The organism is Arthrobacter sp. BG5 (assembly GCF_056680155.1).
This window is the reverse complement of record NZ_CM155268.1, coordinates 3,626,862-3,644,896: the sequence shown is the minus strand read 5'-3', so window position 1 is coordinate 3,644,896 and position 18,035 is coordinate 3,626,862. Positions and strand designations below refer to the sequence as shown.

Annotated in this window: 13 protein-coding genes; 6 read left to right on the top strand and 7 right to left on the bottom strand. The window is 67.9% G+C overall.

The features are described from left to right. Window positions 1-5: 5 nt before the first annotated feature. Both cydB and AC1MBE_RS16650 read right to left on the bottom strand, forming a co-directional pair. Complete coding sequence (gene cydB, locus AC1MBE_RS16655; RefSeq protein ID WP_479779780.1) at window positions 6-1,055, bottom strand: cytochrome d ubiquinol oxidase subunit II; 1,050 nt, start codon at window positions 1,053-1,055, stop codon at window positions 6-8. A 34-nt stretch (window positions 1,056-1,089) separates the two neighbouring features. Further along, window positions 1,090-2,688: a cytochrome ubiquinol oxidase subunit I gene (locus AC1MBE_RS16650; protein ID WP_479779778.1), complete on the bottom strand. Its 1,599-nt coding sequence runs from the start codon at window positions 2,686-2,688 to the stop codon at window positions 1,090-1,092. Between the two features lie 314 nt (window positions 2,689-3,002). On the opposite strand from AC1MBE_RS16650, the gene AC1MBE_RS16645 reads away from it, so the two are divergent. Together AC1MBE_RS16645 and AC1MBE_RS16640 are read left to right on the top strand one after the other, a co-directional pair. Continuing rightward, a complete protein-coding gene (locus AC1MBE_RS16645; RefSeq protein WP_346959021.1) occupies window positions 3,003-3,389 on the top strand; it encodes a BlaI/MecI/CopY family transcriptional regulator in 387 nt (128 codons plus the stop codon). 5 nt (window positions 3,390-3,394) lie between these two features. Then, window positions 3,395-4,381 (top strand): M56 family metallopeptidase, encoded by a 987-nt coding sequence (locus AC1MBE_RS16640; RefSeq protein WP_479779776.1) that lies wholly within the window; start codon window positions 3,395-3,397, stop codon window positions 4,379-4,381. A gap of 76 nt (window positions 4,382-4,457) precedes the next feature. On the opposite strand, the gene AC1MBE_RS16635 is transcribed toward AC1MBE_RS16640, so the two are convergent. After that, window positions 4,458-6,566, bottom strand: coding sequence for a DNA gyrase/topoisomerase IV subunit B (locus AC1MBE_RS16635; RefSeq protein ID WP_479779774.1), 2,109 nt, complete (start codon window positions 6,564-6,566; stop codon window positions 4,458-4,460). A gap of 227 nt (window positions 6,567-6,793) precedes the next feature. On the opposite strand from AC1MBE_RS16635, the gene AC1MBE_RS16630 reads away from it, so the two are divergent. Further along, the gene (locus tag AC1MBE_RS16630; RefSeq protein WP_175321658.1) at window positions 6,794-7,015 is read left to right on the top strand and encodes a DUF7455 domain-containing protein; all 222 of its coding nucleotides are present in this window, start codon (window positions 6,794-6,796) and stop codon (window positions 7,013-7,015) included. A 207-nt stretch (window positions 7,016-7,222) separates the two neighbouring features. Here AC1MBE_RS16630 and AC1MBE_RS16625 read toward each other — a convergent pair whose 3' ends face one another. The 4 genes from AC1MBE_RS16625 to AC1MBE_RS16610 all read right to left on the bottom strand — a co-directional run bounded on the left by AC1MBE_RS16625 (window position 7,223) and on the right by AC1MBE_RS16610 (window position 12,614). Next, the gene (locus AC1MBE_RS16625) at window positions 7,223-8,551 is read right to left on the bottom strand and encodes an RNA polymerase sigma factor (RefSeq protein WP_346959024.1); all 1,329 of its coding nucleotides are present in this window, start codon (window positions 8,549-8,551) and stop codon (window positions 7,223-7,225) included. A gap of 277 nt (window positions 8,552-8,828) precedes the next feature. After that, window positions 8,829-10,226, bottom strand: a complete 1,398-nt coding sequence (locus AC1MBE_RS16620) for a DUF4192 family protein (RefSeq protein ID WP_479779772.1) — start codon at window positions 10,224-10,226, stop codon at window positions 8,829-8,831. A gap of 83 nt (window positions 10,227-10,309) precedes the next feature. Continuing rightward, window positions 10,310-11,641 (bottom strand): MFS transporter, encoded by a 1,332-nt coding sequence (locus tag AC1MBE_RS16615; RefSeq protein WP_479779770.1) that lies wholly within the window; start codon window positions 11,639-11,641, stop codon window positions 10,310-10,312. Between the two features lie 34 nt (window positions 11,642-11,675). Then, window positions 11,676-12,614 carry a proteasome assembly chaperone family protein gene (locus tag AC1MBE_RS16610; protein WP_479779768.1) on the bottom strand — a complete coding sequence of 313 codons (939 nt, stop codon included), beginning with the start codon at window positions 12,612-12,614 and terminating at the stop codon, window positions 11,676-11,678. A 321-nt stretch (window positions 12,615-12,935) separates the two neighbouring features. Between AC1MBE_RS16610 and AC1MBE_RS16605 the strand changes: the two genes are divergently transcribed. From AC1MBE_RS16605 to sucB, 3 genes are all read left to right on the top strand, one after another. Beyond that, window positions 12,936-14,462: a leucyl aminopeptidase gene (locus AC1MBE_RS16605; RefSeq protein WP_479779767.1), complete on the top strand. Its 1,527-nt coding sequence runs from the start codon at window positions 12,936-12,938 to the stop codon at window positions 14,460-14,462. 299 nt (window positions 14,463-14,761) lie between these two features. Beyond that, window positions 14,762-16,147 (top strand): dihydrolipoyl dehydrogenase, encoded by a 1,386-nt coding sequence (lpdA, locus tag AC1MBE_RS16600; protein ID WP_346959029.1) that lies wholly within the window; start codon window positions 14,762-14,764, stop codon window positions 16,145-16,147. Window positions 16,148-16,269: 122 nt separating this feature from the next. Next, window positions 16,270-18,033: a 2-oxoglutarate dehydrogenase, E2 component, dihydrolipoamide succinyltransferase gene (gene sucB / locus AC1MBE_RS16595; protein ID WP_479779765.1), complete on the top strand. Its 1,764-nt coding sequence runs from the start codon at window positions 16,270-16,272 to the stop codon at window positions 18,031-18,033. The last annotated feature ends 2 nt before the right edge of the window (window positions 18,034-18,035 follow it).

Sequence of the window (18,035 nt, the reverse complement as noted above, 5' to 3'; positions counted from 1 at the left end):
GCCGGTTAGTCCTTCGGCGCCAGGGCCTTGGCGGCAATCGCGGGCAGGAAGCTGTGCGCCTCGGGGATGTGGGCGGCGCTTACCCGGCGGCGGAACACCCAATAGGTCCAGGCCTGGTAGGCGAGGACGAGCGGGAGCCCGATGCAGGCAACGATCGTCATCAGGCCCAGGGTGTAGTCCGAGGATGAGGCGTTGGTGACGGTCAGGCTGAAGTCCGGGTTGAGGGTCGAGGGCAGCACCACCGGGAAGGCGGCGCCGAAAATCGAGGCGCTGCCTAGCAGCAGGAAGGCGCCCAGGGACAGGAAGGCCCTGCCCTCCGCGCCGCCCCGGGCGAAGTTCCAGGCCAGGGCGGCGGCCACGACGGCGGCGACGACGGCGGCCCAGGTCCACGCCTTTCCGCTCTGCAGCTGCAGCACAATCGCCCAGCCGGCGATCGGCAGGAGCAGCGCCGGCAGCAGCCGGACGAACCACTGCCGCGCGCGGTGCCGGACCTCGCCGTCGGTCTTCAGGGCCAGGAACGCCAGCGCGTGCAGCAGCGAGAAGCCGACGACGGCGAGTCCGCCGAGCACGGCGTAGGCGCTGAACCAGGCGAACGGCCCGCCCTCGCGGTCACCGTTGGCGTTCAGCGGAAGCCCGGTGGTGGTCAGTGCCAGGGCCGCGCCGACGCCGAACGCGGCCACCAGGGAGCCCAGCACGATGGCCCAGTCCCAGCGCGCACGCCATTGCGGGGTGTCCACCTTGCCCCGGTATTCGAAGGCCACCGCGCGGAAGATCAGCGCCACCAGGACCAGCAGCAGCGGCAGGTAGAGGGCGGAGAACAGGGAGGCGTACCAGAGCGGGAATGCCGCGAAGGTGGCGCCGCCCGCGGTGAGCAGCCACACCTCGTTGCCGTCCCAGACCGGGCCGATCGTGTTGAGCAGGACCCGGCGTTCGGTGTTGTTCCGGGCGAAGCCCTTCATGAGCATGCCGACGCCGAGGTCGAAGCCCTCCAGGAAGAGGTAGCCCGTCCACAGCACCGCGATGGCAATGAACCAGATGGTGGGTAGCAGTTCCATGCTGAATATCCTCTGCAGCTTGTTTTCGCGGCCGTTAGTAGGCGAAGGCCAGGACGTCGTCGGCTTCGGGCTTGCCGGGGGTACCGCCGGGCGGGATCTGGTCCTCGTTTTCGTCCGCCGGGGCGTGGGCCAGCTCGGGCATTGCGGAGACGACGCCGCCGCGGATGTACTTCACCAGCAGCTTCACCTCAACCACCAGCAGCACGGCGTACACGGCGGTCAGCACCACCAGGGAGGTCAGAAGTTCCCCGGCGGAGACCCCGGGTGAGACGGCCGCCGCGGTGAACATAAAGACCTGGTCGATGCCGCTGGGGTCCGGGTTGGGAGCGACGACGAAGGGCTGGCGGCCCATTTCGGTGAAGATCCAGCCGGCGGCGTTCGCGCCGAAGGGGGCCAGGATGCCGAAGACGGCGAGCCGCATCAGGCCGCGGGAGGCCGGGACGGTGCCCTTGCGGGTGATCCAGAGCGCCACGAGGGCGGCCAGGGCTGCCACACCGCCGAAGCCGATCATCATCCGGAAGCCCCAGTAGGTGACTTCCATGACCGGGACGTACTGGATTTCCTGGCCGGCACGGTCACCGTAGATCGGGTTGTCCGGCAGGTGCGTGCCGTAATCGGCCTTGTACTGATCCAGCAGGCTGTTGACGCCCTTGACCTCGGTGGTGAAGTCGCCCTTGGCCAGGAAGGACAGGATGCCGGGGACCTCGATCACGGCAACGACGTCGTCGCAGTTTTTGGAGCCGACGTTGCCCACGCTCAGGATGGAGAAGCCGGTGCCGTCGTGGCAGGCGGCCTCGGCGGCGGCCATCTTCATGGGCTGCTGTACGAACATGAGCTTGCCCTGCAGGTCGCCGGTGATGGCGGTGCCGGCGAAGGAGATCATCGCGACGACGGCGCCGATCCGCAGCGAACGGATCCAGACGGCGTGGTCGGCACGGTCGCGGCCGGGAATCCGGGACTCCCCGGGAACGACCCTGCCGTCCGCCCCCACCGTGTCGATGCCGTCGTGCCGGCGGCGCCACAGGTGGTACCAGGCGATGCCGAGGAGAAAGGAACCTGCGACGGCGAGGGCGCCGAAGAGGGTGTGCGGCACGGCCACGAGGGCGGTGTTGTTGGTGAAGACGGCCCAGGCGTCGGTCATCACCGGCCGCCCGTCAATCATCTCGACGCCCACCGGGTGCTGCATCCAGCTGTTGGCCACGATGATGAAGTAGGCGGAGAAGACCGAGCCGATCACGGCAATCCAGAGGCAGGCCAGGTGCACGCCGCGTTTGAGCTGCTTCCAGCCGAAGATCCAGAGGCCCAGGAAGGTGGACTCCACGAAGAAGGCCAGCAGCGCCTCCATGGCGAGGGGGGCGCCGAAGACGTCACCGACGAAGCGGCTGTACTCGCTCCAGGCCATGCCGAACTGGAACTCCTGCACAATGCCGGTGGCGACGCCCATGATGAAGTTGATCAGGAAGAGCTTGCCCCAGAACTTGGTCATCCGGAGATACTCCGGCTTGCCGGTGCGGTACCAGAGCGTCTGGATCACCGCCACCACCAGGCCCAGGCCGATGGTGAGCGGCACCATCATGAAGTGGTAGACGGTGGTGATACCGAATTGCCAGCGTGCGATTTCCAAGGCGTCCAAGGCAGTCCCTTTGGCTAGGTTCCCGAGAGTTTTCTACGATGCGTAGAACTAATACTTCTACAGAGTGTAGAACAAGTTCGCACCCTCCCGCACCCAGCGTGGCACGGCACGCCGCTCCCCGCAATGGAGCGGCCGCCCGCCGCCGCGCCGACCGCACGCCCCGCAGGCCCGCTGCGGCCGACACGCCGCGGCGGGCCTGTTCTACCTCATGTAGAAACTGCGCGTAAAACACTGTAAATTTAAGGCTGAAGTATCGGCACACCATCCGGGGCGGAACCAACTCCCCAGGGCGGCACTCAAGAAGGACGTACGGAATGGCAAGTCTCGGCGAACTGGAACGGGCAGTGATGGACCTGCTCTGGGCAGGCCAGGAGGCTGCGACCGCGAACACCCTGCGGGATCTGCTCGCGCAAAGCACCCGCGCGGCGGGCGGCACGGCCGGCCACGAGGGCAAGGACCTGGCCGTCACCACGGTGCTGACCGTCCTGTCCCGGCTTGAGCGCAAGGGCCTCGTGGAGCGTGAACGCGGCACCCGTCCGCACCGCTACCAGGCCGTCTCCAGCCGCGCGGACCACACCGCGGAACTGATGCACGAGGTGCTCGGCTCCGCGCCCGACCGCGAGGCCGTGCTGGCCCGCTTCATTGGCTCCGTGTCCGCCACCGAGGCGGAGACGCTGCGCAAACTGCTGGGCCACAGCTAACACCGGTGTTCTGGACCTCATATTTTCTGGCGGTCCTGGCGATAGCACTGGCCTGGCCGGTGCCTATCCTTCTTTCGCGCGCCCAATGGCCGGCCCGCTCCCCCTTTACGGCCATGCTGCTCTGGCAGGCGATCGCCCTTGCCGGCGGCCTGTCCATGATCGGAGCCATGCTGGTTTACGGCCTGGAGCCAGTCGGGGACAACCTCCTGGCCGGCCTGCGGTCCCTGGCCGGAATGGTCTTCCGCAATGAGCCCACCACGGCGCTGGGCTTCTGGCATATCTTCGCGCTCTCGGCCGCGGCGCTGCTGAGCGCCCACCTGGTCTTCACCCTGCTGCTCACCTACTACAAGATCCAGCGCCAGCGGCGGCGGCACCGCGAGCTGCTTGCCCTGCTTGCCTCCCCCTCGGCCGACGGCCCGCGGACCATGGTGATCAGCCATGACTCGCCCGTGGCCTACTGCCTGCCCGGCGGCGCCCGCTCGGTCACCGTGCTCTCGGACGGGCTGATGGCGGCGCTGGAGCCGGACGAGCTGCGCGCGGTACTCATCCACGAAAACGCCCACCTAAGCCAGCGCCACCACCTGCTGTTGTGGGCGTTCGCGGCCTGGCGGCAGGCCCTGCCCTGGCTGCCGACCACCCGGCTGGCGCAGGAGGCGGTGAATTCGCTGATCGAGATGCTGGCCGACGACGTCGCCCTGAAGACCGAGAGCAAGGCCACGCTGATCAAGGCGATCGCGATCGTGGCGAGCGGGTCCGCCGGCGCCCCGGGCGCACGGATGGCCTTCGGCGAGGCGGGCGGCGAGGCCGACGCCCGCCAGCCCGGAGCCACCGGCGGCGCCGGTTCGGCCGTCACCACAGTGTCCCGGGTCAGCCGGCTGCTGTCACCCCAGCCGCCGCTGCCGGGGGCCCTGCGCTACGCGGTGCTGGGTGCATGCCTGCTGCTGCTGGCGGTGCCCACGGCGCTGCTGATCGTGCCGGGCCTGCTCGGCTGAACCGCTCGAACCGACTGAGCCGGCTTACCCGGTTGGCCCGGCGAGCCCGACTCCCAGTCCCGGAAACCGGGCCCGGTCAGGCGTCGATGCGCTCCCGGTCCAGGCTTGCGGCCCCTGCGATGATGAAGTCCTTGCGCGGGGCGACGTCGGAGCCCATCAGCAGGTCGAAGGTTTCCTCGGCCTGCTTCGCGTTTTCGATCCCGACCTTGCGCAGGGTGCGGTGCCGCGGATCCATCGTGGTCTCCGCGAGCTGCTCCGCATCCATTTCACCCAGGCCCTTGTAGCGCTGGATCGGCTCCTTGTACCGCTTGCCTTCCTTGGCGAGGCGGTCCAGCAGCACATGCAGTTCCGCCTCCGAGTACGTGTAGATCATCTCGTTGGCCTTCTGTCCCGCGTTGATGACCTCTACGCGGTGCAGCGGCGGGACGGCGGCGAAAACGCGGCCCTCATCGATCATCGGGCGCATGTAGCGGAAGAACAGCGTGAGCAGCAGGGTCCGGATATGGGCGCCGTCGACGTCGGCGTCGGTCATCAGGATCACCTTGCCGTAGCGGGCGGCGCTGATGTCGAAGCTGCGGCCGGAGCCGGCGCCCACCACCTGGATCAGGGCGGCGCATTCGGCGTTGGAGAGCATGTCCCCCACCGAGGCCTTCTGGACGTTCAGGATCTTGCCGCGGATCGGCAGCAGCGCCTGGAAGTCCGAGGAACGGGCCAGCTTCGCGGTGCCGAGGGCGGAGTCGCCTTCCACGATGAACAGCTCGGAACGCGCGACGTCGTCAGTGCGGCAATCCGCCAGCTTGGTGGGCATCGAGGAGGTCTCCAGGGCGTTCTTGCGCCGCTGGGTTTCCTTGTGGACGCGCGCCGAGATGCGCGACTTCATCTCGCTGACGACCTTTTCCAGCAGCAGCGCCGACTGGGCCTTGTCGTTCCGGTTGGCGGAGGTGAGCTTGGCGTTGATCTCCCGCTCGACCACCTTCGCCACGATGGCGCGGACGGCGGAGGTGCCCAGGATTTCCTTGGTCTGGCCCTCGAACTGCGGCTCGGCGAGGCGGACCGTCAGCACGGCCGTGAGCCCGGCGAAGATGTCATCCTTTTCGATCTTGTCGTTGCCGGCCTTGAGCTTGCGGGCGTTGGTTTCCACGGCCTTGCGGAACGTCTTGACCAGGGCCTGCTCGAAGCCGGACTGGTGCGTCCCGCCCTTGGGCGTGGAGATGATGTTGACGAAGCTGCGCACGGTGCTGTCGTAGCCGATGCCCCAGCGCAGGGCGACGTCCACCTCGCAGTCGCGCTCCACTTCGGCCAGCTGGCTGTGGCCGCGCTCGTCCAGGACCGGGACCGTTTCCTTGAACTTGCCGGCGCCGTGCAGCCGCCAGACGTCGGTGACGGCCGGATCGGCGGCGAGGAACTCGACGAACTCGGAGATGCCGCCGTCGTGGTGGAAGAACTCCTCGTGCGGGCCGGATTCGCCCGGGGTGCCGGCAACCCGGCGTTCGTCCCGGACGGTGAGTTTCAGCCCGGGGACCAGGAAGGAGGTCTGCCGGGCGCGGGCGGCGAGTTCGTCATAGGAGAACTTCGCGTCCGGTGTGAAGATCTGCCGGTCTGCCCAGTAGCGGATCCGGGTGCCGGTGACGCCGCGCTTGGCCTTGCCGACGACGTCGAGCACCGAGCCGTCCACAAAGGGCTCGAACACGGCGGCCGGGTCCGGTTTGGTGCCGGGGTCCTTGAAGCGGCCGGGTTCGCCGCGGCGGAAGGACATTTTGTAGGTCTTGCCGCCGCGGTCCACCTCGACGTCCAGCCGGGAGGACAAGGCGTTCACCACGGAGGCGCCAACGCCGTGCAGGCCGCCCGAGGCCGTGTAGGAACCGCCGCCGAACTTGCCGCCGGCGTGCAGTTTAGTGAAGACCACCTCGACGCCGGTGAGCCCGGTCTTGGGTTCGACGTCGATCGGGATGCCGCGGCCGTCGTCGTGGATCTCGACCGAATTGTCCGCGTGCAGGATGATCTTGATGTCGTGGCCGAATCCGGCGAGGGCCTCGTCCACGGAGTTGTCGATGATCTCCCAGAGGCAGTGCATCAGGCCGCGGGAGTCGGTGGATCCGATGTACATGCCCGGGCGCTTGCGGACGGCCTCGAGGCCTTCCAGCACGGAGAGATGCCGGGCGGTGTAATCAGAACTTGGTGCCACGGGTCGGAAACTCCTTCAGGGATGGAACGTGCAGACGCTCTTCCTAGGTTAGTCGTCCTGCCGCCGGAAGCCGGGTTGCCACTCCCCCGGAGGGACAACACAACGGAGAGGACCTGGCCGCCGTTACTGAGCCGTGATACGCGGACAGCGAAAGTGTCCCATCCTTGCCATGGAACGGCCGCGAATGCTGGTTATATAGATGTATCGATCTACCAAGGAGGCCGAACATGACAACAGCAGTTGCGGACCGCACACTCACCACCGTTGACCGGTGCGACCGTTGCGGAGCTCAGGCATACGTCCGGGTTGTTCTCGGAGCCTCCGGCGGTGAGCTTCTGTTCTGCGCTCACCACGCACGCGCCGTAGAGCCGAACCTTCGCCCGCTCAGTTCCGACTGGCACGACGAGACGGGCCGCCTCCACGAGAAGGCACCGGTTCCGGTCGACTAGACGTACTCAGGGATCCCCAAGGATCCGCCAGTAGGGCCCCTCCGTTGCGGAGGGGCCCTACTGCTTTAACATCCCAGACGGGCAACGACTTCGATTCACGCCGCCGCCTAAAACAAACAACGCGGGGTCACGTCGCGCCCGTAAATCCGAAGATCATGGGCGGGACGTGACCCCGCGTTGGCTGAACCGGCACCCGGTCCGGGCAGCTTAGTCCAGGTAGTCGCGCAGGACCTGGGAGCGGGACGGGTGGCGCAGCTTGGACATCGTCTTCGATTCGATCTGGCGGATGCGTTCGCGGGTCACGCCGTAGACCTTTCCGATTTCGTCTAAAGTCTTCGGCTGCCCGTCGGTCAGGCCGAAGCGCATCGCCACGACTCCGGCCTCGCGCTCGGAGAGCGTGTCCAGGACCGAATGCAGCTGTTCCTGGAGCAGCGTGAAGCTCACGGCGTCAGCCGGAACCACCGCTTCGGAGTCCTCGATCAGGTCGCCGAACTCGGAGTCGCCGTCCTCGCCGAGCGGGGTGTGCAGCGAGATCGGCTCGCGGCCGTACTTCTGGACCTCGACGACCTTTTCCGGAGTCATGTCCAGCTCGAGGGCCAGCTCTTCCGGGGTGGGTTCGCGGCCGAGGTCCTGCAGCATCTGGCGCTGGACGCGGGCCAGCTTGTTGATGACTTCCACCATGTGCACCGGGATGCGGATGGTGCGGGCCTGGTCGGCCATGGCGCGGGTAATGGCCTGGCGGATCCACCAGGTGGCGTAGGTGGAGAACTTGAAGCCCTTGGTGTAGTCGAACTTCTCGACCGCACGGATCAGGCCCAGGTTGCCTTCCTGGATGAGGTCCAGGAACAGCATGCCGCGGCCGGTGTAGCGCTTGGCCAGCGAGACGACGAGGCGGAGGTTGGCCTCCAGCAGGTGGTTCTTGGCGCGCTTGCCGTCGTGGATTACGAACTCGAGTTCGCGCTTGAGCTTGGGATCCATGGAACCGTCGTCCGCCGCGATCTTCTCCTCGGCGAACAGCCCGGCCTCGATCCGCAGGGCTAGGTCGACTTCCTGCTCGGCGTTCAGCAGCGCGACCTTGCCGATCTGCTTCAGGTAGTCCTTGACCGGGTCGGCGGTGGCGCCGGCGGACATGACCTGCTGCACGGGGGCGTCATCGTCGTCGGCGTCGGAGTAGACGAAGCCGGAGCCGGTGGTGGCTGCTGCCGCCTTGCCGGCTACCTCTTCGCCGTCTTCACCGAGCTCGACGGCGTCAGGGGTCACCTCATCGAGGTCCTCTTCGACCTCGACGTCGTCGGAATCTTCGTCCCGGGACTTGCTTGCGGCTTCGGCCGCGGCTTTGGCGCCGGGCTTGGGCCCGCGCTTCTTGGGCTCAGGCTTGGCGACTGCCGAGGCGGTGTCATCACCCGAGGCGGCGTCTTTTGCAGCCTTGTTGGCTGCACGCGTGGCGGCACGCTTGGCGTTTGCCGCCGCCTTCTTCTCCTCGGGGGACAATACGGCCTGGTCGGCGGGTTCCTTCTTCGCGGAAGACGGGGTCACAGAAAACCTTTCTAGCGGCGGTCTGTGGAATCACCATACGGGCAACACCACTATGACCCTGTCAAGTCCGTGTTTCACATCAGGCGCAATCACGTCCAGCAGAGCCACTTAGTAGAACTGCCGGGGCGACCGTAATGTTCCCTGTTTCCAAGGTTCGCTACACGCACTCGATACACGGACCCAACCGGGTCTCGCCAACCATTGTCTCACGACTTTTGCGGTTCGGGGCCCCGGAGCCCGCGCCTCCGCGCAACGTGGCGGCCCCAGCCGCCGCGGTTCAGGCTGCATCCGGGTCGAACTTTTGCCAGGCGGCCTCCTTCCGGCGCGCCCAGCCGCAGAGCGTTCCGCGGCGGCCCAGCTCGGCCAGCAGCTCCGCGAGCCGGTAGCCGGGTTGTTCCGCTGTGGCGGCGGCAAACAAGGCGTCGGCAAACGAGCCGCGGCCACGGCACCATTCGATCCAGCCCCGGGCTGTAAGCGCCGCGGCCCGGGCTTCGCCGCCGCCGCAATCGCCCAGCCGGATAAGGACCCGGTCGAGTTGCGCCAGGCGCATCCAGTCGGGTAGCGGCGGTTCAAGGCCCAGGAGAACGTCCCCGTAGCCGGGGGCGGCGGCGGCTACGGCCCGGGTCCGCCGTGCTGCCGGGTCCGGTGCCGCCGCCGTTTCCGAGGCCGCGGCCGGGAATCCCTTGAGGTCCGGCAGCGGGGCGGGCCTGCCCGGGCGGCCGTCGAACATGCCGAAGTCTTCGGCACCGGCGACGGCTGCGTCCCGACCGGCCGCCGCCATCACGAGAACTGCGTCGCGCCACGCCGCGACGCACAACGTGGCCCGCAGGTACCCGGTGAGTCCTACCGGCAGGGCGGCGGGCAGGGGCCCTGCCGCGGAATCCGCCCCGCCCGGCGGACGTGCTGCCTGGGGCGCACGCGCCACGGGCGGGGCGGGTGCGAGCACGCGCTCCCAGATGTCCAGCACCGCGCCGAACTGTGCCCGGTCCCGCCACCGGCCGGAGAACTCCCGGGCCCAGGTTTGCTGGGCTTCCAGGACGCCCGGCTCCGGCTGGTCCGGCAGTACGGCCGGTGCGGATTCCCCCGGGGCGGCGCCCACGCTGCTGCCGCGGAAGACAAGCTCGGCATTCAGGCGGCTGTTCCTGATCTCTTCGATCGGTCGGCCGGGCGGCGCGCAGCACGCGGGGTCCAGGCAGCGGGCGTTGCGCCAGTACCGCTCCCCGACCAGCCAGGCGTCCCGCACCGGCAGGCCCGCTTCGCCGAGGGTTCGCTCCAGCTCCTGTAGCAGCCTGGCCAGCGCGGTGGCCTCCGGGCCGCGGTCATCCGTACCGCCGTCGTCCGCACCGCCAGGGTCAAAGCCGACAGGGTCAAAGCCGACCTCTGCCGTGTCCCCGGCAGTATCCTCCGCCGGCGGGCCTGCAAAAAGGGCGAGCAGGGTGCCGTCCGCGTCCTCGTCTGCCTCGAGGTAGTCGCGGACGGTCCGGGCGAAGGCTTTCAGCCCGGAGCCGCGGCAGCGGGACGCGTCCGGAAGGTCGACGCGGAGGGTGGCTCCGAGCCGCTTCCCCTGCATGGTCATGGCAACGAGGCTGTTGGCCGGCCAATAACCGAGCGAATGCGGGATGAAGCCGAGGATGTCCTCAGGGCCGGTGATTTTCAGGTGATCAGGAGCTGTCATGGTGCCAGCTTCGTTCGTGCCGGCGCAGGGAGTCAGACCCGATGTTTCCTATGTGGATAAGTCCGACAGGGCGGATAAGTCCGTCAGGGCGTACGGCGGCGTTGCGCGACGACCCGGCGCTGCTGGGCGAGGGCTTTGAGCAGCGGCGGGACCACAACGCCCTGCGCCGCCATCTGCCGGCGCACCTTCTGCCTGGTAATGAGGATGGCGGCGGCGCCAAAGGCCAGCAGCACGAACTGCACGCTCAGCGCGATCCGGAAAGCGCCGAGGCTGTACAGCCCGCCCGGCGAGGCCCCGGCCAGGTGCAGCGCGTCCAGGGCCAGTCCGATCAGGTAGATGGACAACAGCGCGGCGATGAAGCCGCCGACATTAACGATGCCGGTTGCCGTCCCGATCCGGTGGGCCGGGTTGAAGGTCCGGGCGAAGTCGAAGCCGATCATCGAGCCGGGGCCGCCGATCGCCAGGACCACCACGAGCCCGGCCAGCAGCCAGAGTGGCGACCGGCCCGGCTGGAGCAGCACCGCGGCCCAGGCCGCTGCCGTGGCCCCGGAGATCAGCAGCACCATGGTGGAGCGGCGCAGGGGGTGGCGGGCCACGAAGCTGCCCATCAGCGGCCCGGCGGCGATCGCGGCTGCCACGTAGAGGGCCATCAGGGCGGACACGGTCCCGGCGTCCAACCCCTGGGCCGAGATCAGGAACGGGTAGCCCCAGGTCATCGCGAAGACCGTCCCGCTGAACTGCACGGTGAAGTGGCTCCACAGCCCCAGCCGGGTGCCCGGCTGCTGCCAGGCCCGGGAGAGAGAAACGCCGGTGGCGCGCAGCCCCTGGGACGGCTCCGGCGCGGGGTGGCCCGGCGGCAGGTCCTGCAACAGCAGCACCGTCAGCACGACGGCGAGCCCGGACATACCGGCCAGGGTCAGGAACGCCGGGGTCCAGCCGGCAGAGTGCAGGATCATGGCGAACGGCACCACGGAAAAGAGCTGGCCCAACTGGCCGGACATGCCGGTTAACTGGGTCAGCAGCGGCACCCGGGACGGGGCAAACCACAGCGGGATGAGCCGGATCACGGAAATAAAGGTCATGGCATCGCCGGCCCCCACGAGCACGCGGCCCAGGACTCCGCCCGGAATGCTGTCAGCGAACGCGAGCTGGAGCTGGCCCAGGCCCATCAGCAGGGCGCCGCCGGCAATCATGGCCCGCGAGCCGAAGCGGTCCACGAGGACCCCGACAGGGATCTGCAGGCCCGCGTAAACCAGCAGCTGCAGCACGGTGAAGAAGGAGATTTCGGCGGCGCTGGCGTGGAACCTCGCGGTGGCTTCGAGCCCGACAACGCCGAAGGAAGTGCGCTGGCTGACCGCCACCAGGTACGCGAAGATCCCGATGATCCAGATCAGCCAGGCGCGGGGGGAGGTCACTCCCCCATTATGCCCCGGCCGTCATAAATAGTATTTATTCGCCGGGTTCTTTACGGGCAAGATAAGCCTCAACGGCGGCGCCGAGCGCGTCCGCATTCGGGAGCTGGTCGTTCTCGTCCGCGAGCAGCGAGCGGCGCACCGTCCCCTCGGCCTTCTCGTCGTACCGCGTTTCCAGCCGGGAGACGACCTGCTGGACCTCCTCGGAGGCATCAATCTGCTCGGCTATCTGCCTGCCGACCTCCCGGCCGGCCTCGCGGAGCCGGTCCGTGGGCAGCATCAGCGAGGTGGCCGCGCCCAGGTATTCAAGTCCCGCAACGGCGGCCGTCGGGTATTCGGCCTCGGCCAGGTAGTGCGGGACGTGGATCACGTACCCGGCGATGTTCCGGCCGGCCTCGCTGAGGCGGAGTTCCAGGATGTGGCCGACGGCGGCGGGCACCTCCACGGTGGGTTTCCAGACGGAGATTCCCTCGATCAGCTCCGGCCGGTTGCCGTGCACGGTGACTCCAACCGGCCGGGTGTGCGGCACCGGCATCGGAATGGAGTGGATCCAGGCCGCCAGGTTGACGTCCAGTTCCGCCACGATGCCCACCACGGCGCGGGCGAACCGCTCCCATTGCAGGTCCGGCTCGAACCCGGCCAGCAGCAGGAACGGGTTCCCCAGTCCGTCGATAAGCCGGTAGAGGGCCAGGCGCGGAGCCTGGTAGTCCTGCAGATGGTCCTCGACGAAGCTCACCTGCGGGCGCCGGGAGCGGTAGTCGATCAACTGGTCGGCGTCGAACTCGGCAACCAGCTCATGGTCCAGGCTGTCGAGCAGTTCGGTGGTGATCTGCTTGACCACGTGGCCGGCGTCGGCGAACCCGGTGAAGCCCATCAACAGGTTCAGCCCGCGCAGCTCAGGACTGCGGAACAGCGCGTCATCACGGACGTAAAGCGTTTCGGGGTCCAGCAAGGAGCCGGAAATCCGTTCCATCACGGCATGTTCCTTTCGCAGTAGCAGGACGGGTGGGGCGGCGGCGCCCGCGGCAGTGGACCGTGGGGCCCAACGCAGGGCGCCGAAGTGCCGATACCAGCTACAACGCGCCGCCGGCCGGGGTAATTCCTGCCCCGGGTGTGTGCCAGCTCTCATTAAATTGAACTCCGGTACCGGGGAGAGACTACGATCGGAACTGGCCTTATCGATGGCCTTGCAGACACTGAGGTTACGTGCAATACCGATGGTGGCTCAGGTACCCATGGCAGGGCGCCGAACATGCAGTTCCTGCCGAAAAATCACAGAGAATTGAGGATTGTCCTCGTGGTCAAGAATACCGAAGTCAAACTGAGTGCGGTCGCCGGAGACTTGAAGAAGTCCCCGTCCGACGCCCTCGTCGTGGGCGTGGGACAGGGCACCGACGGCCCCGTGCTGCTGGAGAACCCGCTGACGGCCAAGGCTGCCGAGGCGCTGGCCGAGTCGCTGGGCGTTCTGGGCCTCACCGGCGCCGCAGACCAGGCGCACCGCCTTCCCGGCCTGCCCGAGGCCGGCGCCTCCGTCCTGGTCCTCGCCGGCGTCGGGAAGGTCACCGCCGGCACCCCGCTCTCCGAGGAGGCACTGCGCCGCGCGGCCGGCTCGGCCGTCCGCCAGCTCGCCGGGGTCACCACCGTCACCCTCGCGCTCCCGACGCCGGACCTCGCCGCCGTTGCTGCCGTCGCCGAGGGCGCCGCGATGGGCGCCTACTCCTTCACCGAGTACCGCTCCGCCAAGGACGGGCTCAAGGACCCGGTCAAGAACGTCCGCATCCTCACCGACTTCGCGACGGACAAGGCGCTGGCGTCCGTGCTGGAGCGCGCTTCCCTGATCGGCAAGGCCGTCAACGCCACCCGCACGCTGGTCAACCAGCCGCCGAGCCACCTCTACCCCGAATCGTTCGCCGACGCCGCCAAGGACCTGGCCAAGGGCCTGCCGGTCAAGGTGACCGTCTGGGACGAGAAGCGCTTGGAGAAGGACGGCTTCGGCGGCATCCTTGGCGTCGGCAAGGGCTCCACCCGGCAGCCGCGCCTGGTCAAGGTCGAATACGCCCCGGCGAAGGCCACCGCGAAGATCGCCCTCGTGGGCAAGGGCATCACCTTTGACACCGGCGGAATCTCGCTCAAGCCGCACCTGGGCATGGGCGACATGAAGTCCGACATGGCCGGCGCCGCCGTCGTCCTTAACACCGTGCTCGCCCTCGCCGAGCTGGGCCTGCCGGTCAAGGCGACCGCCTGGCTGTGCATTGCGGAGAACATGCCCTCCGGTGCCGCCCAGCGGCCCGCCGACGTGCTCACCATCTTCGGCGGCAAAACCGTCGAGGTCCTTAACACCGACGCCGAGGGCCGCCTGGTCATGGCCGACGGCATCGTCGCCGCGAGCCAGGAGTACCCGGACGCGATCATCGACGTCGCCACCCTCACCGGCGCCCAGCTGATCGCCCTCGGCGACCGCACCGCCGGCGTGATGGGCTCCGACTCCGTCACCGGAGCACTCAAGGCCGCGGCGGACCGTGCCGGCGAACTCGTCTGGCCGATGCCGCTGCCCGAGGAGCTGCGCCCCAGCCTGGACTCGCAGGTCGCGGATATCGCCAACATCGGCGAACGCCACGGCGGCATGATGACGGCAGCCGTGTTCCTGCGCGAGTTCGTGGGCAAGGGCAAGGACGGGGAGCAGATCCCGTGGGCCCACATCGACATCGCCGGCCCGTCCTTTAACAACGGCAGCCCCTACGGCTACAACCACAAGCAGGGCACCGGCTGCACCGTGCGCACCCTGGTGTCCTACGTCGAGGACATCCTCGCCAAGGCCGTCTGAACCCGCACGCCTTAAGCACCGGCTGAGGCACCGTCCGGTCCAGCGCGGCCTTGCGGCCCGGGGCTGATACCCCGGCCACAAGGCCGCGTGACACTGGACACAAGCGCTCCACAAACGCCACGGCAAGGTGGAGCATGTATTAGTGGTTCGCTAAGGTGAACCGTAGTTTCAAAGCAAACAGCTTCATAGAAGTAATTCCAAACGAAAGGGAACCGGCCTGCTGGCATAATCACGGCAGACAGTTCCAAGACCAGATGATGCGTACTCTCGTGTCATCGTTCACGCGAGGGAGCGTTTTAGTGGCCGATCAGGCAACTGCGCAAGAATTCGACATCCTGGTACTCGGCGGCGGCAGCGGCGGCTACGCAACTGCGCTCCGCGCCGTCCAGCTTGGCCTTACCGTCGGCCTCATCGAAAAGGGAAAGCTCGGCGGCACCTGCCTGCACAACGGCTGTATCCCCACCAAGGCCCTGCTGCACTCGGCCGAACTGGCCGACCACGCCCGGGACTCCGCGAAGTACGGCGTCAACGTGACACTGGACGGCATCGACATCAACGCCGTCAACGCCTACAAGGACGGCATTATTGCCGGCAAGTTCAAGGGCCTCCAGGGACTCATCAAGGGCAAGAAGGGCATCACCGTCATCGAGGGTGAGGGCAAGCTCCAGGGCACCGACACCGTCGTCGTCAACGGCACCGCCTACAAGGGTAAGAACATTGTCCTCGCGACCGGTTCCTACTCCCGCACCCTGCCGGGCCTGGAAATCGGCGGCAAGGTCATCACCTCCGACGAAGCCCTCACCATGGATTTCATCCCCAAGAGCGCGATCATCCTCGGCGGCGGCGTCATCGGCGTCGAGTTCGCCTCCGTCTGGAAGTCCTTCGGCGTCGACGTCACCATCATCGAAGGCCTGCCCTCGCTCGTCCCGAACGAGGACGCGACCATCGTCAAGGCCTTCGAGCGTGCCTTCAAGAAGCGCGGCATCAAGTTCTCCACCGGCACCTTCTTCCAGGGCGTTGAGCAGAACAACGACGGCGTCAAGGTCACCCTTGTCGACGGCAAGACCTTCGAAGCTGACCTCATGCTGGTCGCCGTCGGCCGCGGCCCGGTCACGGCCAACCTTGGCTACGAGGAAGCCGGCCTGACGATCGACCGCGGCTTCGTCATCACCAACGAGCGCCTCCACACCGGCGTCGGCAACATCTACGCCGTGGGCGACATTGTCCCCGGCGTCCAGCTCGCACACCGCGGCTACCAGCAGGGCATCTTCGTGGCCGAGGAAATCGCCGGCCTCAAGCCGGTCGTCGTCGAAGACGTCAACATCCCCAAGGTCACCTACTCCGAGCCGGAAATCGCGACCGTCGGCTACTCGGAGAAGGCCGCCAAGGCCAAGTTCGGTGACGACCAGATCGAAACCCAGGAATACAACCTCGCCGGCAACGGCAAGAGCTCCATCCTGGGAACCAGCGGCCTGGTCAAGCTGGTCCGCCAGAAGGACGGCCCCGTCGTGGGCGTCCACATGATCGGCGCCCGCATGGGCGAGCAGATCGGCGAGGCCCAGCTGATCGTGAACTGGGAAGCCTACCCGGAGGACGTGGCCCAGCTGGTCCACGCACACCCGACGCAGAACGAGTCCCTGGGCGAAGCCCACCTCGCCCTCGCCGGGAAGCCCCTGCACGGCTAACAGCCCCGCACCACCGCAAGAACTCCGTGCTTAGTGCGCCCGGCCCGAAATGCCGGGTGCACTAAGCTCGAACAAGGCAGCAACCATCCGCACTAAAGATCAATAAGGAGAACGGGGACGACATGTCTGAATCCGTTAACTTGCCCGCCCTCGGTGAGAGCGTCACCGAAGGAACCGTCACCCGCTGGCTCAAGCAGGTAGGTGACCGGGTAGAGGTGGACGAGCCCCTGCTCGAGGTTTCCACCGACAAAGTAGACACCGAGATCCCCTCTCCGATCGCCGGCGTGATCGAGGAAATCCTCGTCGCCGAAGACGAGACCGCTGAAGTCGGCGCCCCGCTGGTCCGCATCGGCGACGGCTCGGGCTCCGCTGAGGCTGCCGCCCCGGCCGCCGAGGAAGCCCCCGCCCAGGAGGCGCCCGCCGAGTCACCGTCCGGCGCCGAGGCTCCGGCGCCCGAAGCTGAAACCCCCGCCGCCGCCGCCGAGCCGGCCGCCCCGGCCCCGGCCGCCGAGGCCGCGCCTGCCGGTGAGGGCCACGAGGTCACCCTCCCCGCCCTGGGCGAGAGCGTCACCGAAGGCACCGTCACCCGCTGGCTGAAGAGCATCGGTGACACCGTCGAGGTGGACGAGCCGCTGCTGGAAGTCTCTACCGACAAGGTCGACACCGAGATTCCCTCCCCGGTTGCCGGCACGCTGCAGGAAATCCGCGTCGCCGAGGACGAAACGGCCGAGGTCGGCTCTGTCCTCGCCGTGATCGGCTCCGGCGCGGCCGCCCCTGCCGCCGCTCCGGCCCCCGAGGCTCCGAAGCAGGAGGCACCCAAGCAGGAGGCCCCGAAGCAGGAAGCACCGGCTCCGGCTGCGGCTCCCCAGCAGGAGGCCCCGAAGCAGGAGGCACCCGCTCCGGCTGAAGCTCCCAAGCAGGAAGCACCGAAGCAGGAAGCTGCCCCGGCCGAGTCCGGCTACGTCACTCCCCTGGTCCGCAAGCTCGCCAACCAGCAGGGCGTGGACATCTCCTCGCTGACCGGCACCGGCGTCGGCGGCCGCATCCGCAAGCAGGACGTGCTGGCCGCGGCTGAGGCCAAGGCAGCCCCCGCCGCCGCACCGGCAGCGTCCTCCGCCCCGCAAGCTGCTCCGGCTGCGCGCCCGTCCGCTGATCAGTCCTCCCTGCGCGGCACCGTGCAGAAGGCCCCGCGGATCCGCCAGGTCATTGCCCGCCGCATGCGTGAGTCGCTGGACATCTCCACCCAGCTGACCCAGGTGCACGAGGTCGACATGACCAAGGTCGCCAAGCTCCGCGCCAAGGCCAAGAACTCCTTCCAGGCGCAGAACGGCTCCAAGCTGACCTTCCTGCCCTTCATCGCCAAGGCTGTTGCCGAGGCCCTGAAGCAGCACCCGAAGGTGAACGCCTCCTACGACGAGGACAAGCAGGAAATCACCTACCACAACGCCGAGCACCTGGCGATTGCGGTGGACACGGACAAGGGCCTGCTGGTTCCGGTCATCGCCGACGCCGGCAACCTGAACCTGGCCGGCCTGGCCGGCAAGATCGCCGACGTGGCCGGCCGCACCCGCGACGGCAAGATCGGCCCGGACGAGCTGTCCGGCGGAACCTTCAGCATCACCAACATCGGTTCCGTGGGCGCCCTGTTCGACACCCCGATCATCAACCAGCCGCAGGTCGCCATCCTTGGCACCGGCGCGATCGTCAAGCGCGCCGTGGTGGTCTCCGATGAGAACGGCGACGACTCCATCGCGATCCGTTCGATGATGTACCTCTCGCTGACGTACGACCACCGCCTGGTGGACGGCGCCGACGCAGGACGCTTTCTGCAGACGCTGAAGGCACGCCTTGAAGAAGGCGCGTTCGAGGCAGACCTCGGCCTCTAGCC

Bases quoted from the DNA above. Each gene is read 5' to 3' on its own strand.
- cydB (WP_479779780.1), bottom strand. From the start codon at position 1,055: ATGGAACTGCTACCCACCATCTGGTTCATTGCCATCGCGGTGCTGTGG.
- AC1MBE_RS16645 (WP_346959021.1), top strand. From the start codon at position 3,003: ATGGCAAGTCTCGGCGAACTGGAACGGGCAGTGATGGACCTGCTCTGG.
- AC1MBE_RS16630 (WP_175321658.1), top strand. From the start codon at position 6,794: ATGACAACAGCAGTTGCGGACCGCACACTCACCACCGTTGACCGGTGC.
- AC1MBE_RS16620 (WP_479779772.1), bottom strand. From the start codon at position 10,226: ATGACAGCTCCTGATCACCTGAAAATCACCGGCCCTGAGGACATCCTC.
- sucB (WP_479779765.1), top strand. From the start codon at position 16,270: ATGTCTGAATCCGTTAACTTGCCCGCCCTCGGTGAGAGCGTCACCGAA.